This window comes from Pseudonocardia sp. Ae331_Ps2 (assembly GCF_001932405.1).
In the GTDB taxonomy this organism is placed as follows: domain Bacteria; phylum Actinomycetota; class Actinomycetes; order Mycobacteriales; family Pseudonocardiaceae; genus Pseudonocardia.
The window spans coordinates 1-2,568 of sequence record NZ_MCIM01000015.1 but is presented as its reverse complement, the minus strand read 5'-3'; the positions used below and the strand labels follow the sequence as shown (position 1 = coordinate 2,568).

1 protein-coding gene and 1 pseudogene are annotated in these 2,568 nt (G+C 72.1%); both read left to right on the top strand.

Translation table 11 applies throughout. The features are described from left to right. Positions 1-314 precede the first annotated feature (314 nt). A complete protein-coding gene (locus Ae331Ps2_RS30065; RefSeq protein ID WP_075313552.1) occupies positions 315-1,634 on the top strand; it encodes a hypothetical protein in 1,320 nt (439 codons plus the stop codon). Next, positions 1,631-2,568, top strand: a pseudogene (locus Ae331Ps2_RS30060) (hypothetical protein); the annotation flags it as partial. The gene Ae331Ps2_RS30065 and the pseudogene Ae331Ps2_RS30060, both read left to right, overlap by 4 nt.

Below are 2,568 nucleotides of genomic sequence, written 5' to 3'. Positions count from 1 at the left end.
CGCGGGTGGTGAGGCGGCATGAACGCCCTACTCCGCACCACAGCCCGGGGCCTGGCCGACCGGGCCGCCGAGATCACCATCGTCGGCGGTCTCGGCGCCGCGACCATGTGTCTGACCTGGTGGTTCACCATCCCGACCGTCCTCGCGACGGTGTGGTGGGCGTCGGTCGAGGTGCGCCTGCGGCGCGCCCACCGCGCCGCACCAGCCTCGAACAGGGCCGCCGACCTGCCGTCGACAGCGACCCGCTCAGCGGCCACTGAGCCGCCCCCTGCGCCGGTTTCCGCCGGTCAGACAGGTGCAGGGAGGGCCGGGGCATGACCACCACGAACTCTTCCCCGCACTCGTGGGCCTCCACCCGTGCTGCGGAACGTCGGGAGACCCGCGCCCTGGAGGCGCGTCTCGCTCGTGAGGATGCCGACGCCGCCGCCCGGCGTCGTATCGAGGTCGAGACCGCCCGCGGGGACAAGGCCCGCGCCGACCGCGACCACGCCGACCAGCGCCGCGTCGAACGGGCCGCAGCACGCACCCAAGCCCGGGCTGCCCGCCGAGCGAAGGCTTTGACCTGGGCATCCACCCACGTCGTGGAACTACTGATCTACCCGATCGCGCTCCTGTCCTTCGCTCTGGCCGCACCCGCGATGGCCGCCTACGGCGCCACTCTCTACGGCCCACTCGGTGTGCTGCTGGCCGGGATCACCGAACTCGGCATGTGGGCCTTCGCCCTCGCAGTGGTCGCCGCCCGCCACCAGGCCCCGCACCGGTCGGTCGTCGGGTTGCAGGCCGGGGTCGTCGTGTTCGCCCTCGTCGCTGCCGGGATGAATCTGGCCCACGGCCTCCACCAGGGCCCCACCGCCGCACTGGTGATGGCGGTCGTGTCCATCGCCGGAGTCCTCGCCCACCAGCTCACCTTGGCCGGGACACCCCGGTCCCGGACCGAACGACGAGCCCAGCGCCAGGCCGCGCGCTTGGAGCGACTCGTCGAGGTGAAGACCGACCGCGCCCGCCGCCTCGCCGTCGCCGACGCCACCGCGGTCATCGGCCCGGACGGCACCGCTGAACTGGCCTACCGGCCCGGCACCTACCGAATCGCCCGACGCGCCCTCGCCCCGACCGGCCCGATGACCGCGACCGCGACCGCAGCCGCCGAAGGCCAGGACAGCGACGGGGACGGTGACTGGGATGCCGATTGGGATGCGGCCCTGGACGCGCTCACCCACGGCCACCTCTACGACCCGTGGACCGACCCCGACCTCCCCTCACGGGTCGACCCGTGGGTCGACTCCCACCTCGACGATGATCTTGGCGGCGGCGTCGACCTCCTCGACCCACCCACCGAGGAATCGGGCCGGGAGTCGGGTGGGGAGTCGAGGCCTGACCAGCAACAGTCGAGGCCGCCAAGATCATCGTCGAGGGCCGGAGTCGACCCCGACCATGATCATGAAACCGCCTCGACTCCACGGTCCCTGAACGATCTTCGTCGTCAGCTCCGGGCAGCCGTCGGCCACGGCCGGGTCGACCCGACCTCGGCCGAATCCATCCGCCGGGTGCTGCGCTGCTCCGCCGCACGCGCCCGCCACCTCCGCAACGAACACCGCGACGAACACCGCGACGAAAACGGCGGAGGCCAGCGATGAACCACGACGACGGTCAAGGATCTGGTGGCGCCAGCCCGACCCACCACGACAGAGACGACGCGCTGGCGCCGGTCATCACCCTGCACCACCACACCAACACCACCAGCACCGACACCACCAGCACCGACACCGGCACCGACCGGCCGGTCGTGGTCGAGGGCGAGGTCATCGACGGCGAGGTCGTCAGTACTTCTACTGACGCCGACCCCGGGGCCCTCGTCCGGTCGCGGCGGGAGCTCTACCGCTGCGACGTCACGACGGCACACCGTCACACCGTCGCCGTCGCCACCTCGACGACAGCGGTATCGACATCGAAGGCGCTGGTCAGACACAGCTTCTACGTGCTGTCCGGGGCTGGTGTCCTCGTGAACCGGTGGCGCGACACCCACGGCACCACCCGCTACGAACGCCAGATGCGGGCCGCGGAAGCCGCCTGCGACCAGGACCGCTTGCTGGAATGGGAGGCCCGCGACACCGCCGAGAAGGCCCGCCGGCATGGGCGGGTCATGGACTGGATCACCGCGCCACTCGCCTGGCTCAAAGCCGCCGGGACCGCGGTTCTGGGTGTGATCGGCCTGCTGGTCGGCCTCGGGGTCGTCCTCGCCCTCGCCTCCCGAGACATCACCCAGGTCATCGGGCCGGTCGTCGCCGTGATCGACGCGGTCGCCTGGACCGTCACCTTCGTAACCGTCTACGCCACCGCCCTGGGCACGCTCGCCCTGACCGGGCTGGTGGCCGGGTTGTGGGCGCTCGGCCACGCCCGCACCGAGCCACCCACCTGGGTCGCACCCGCCGCCGCCGACGAGGACGAGCCCGGCGGCCGGGACGTGATCCCCGACGAACGCGCCGTGGTCAACGCCCTGCGCCACCTCGCCCTGCCCGCCCTCAACAGCAAGTTCAAGCAAGGCTGGCAGCCGCGCTGGATCCTGCCGCC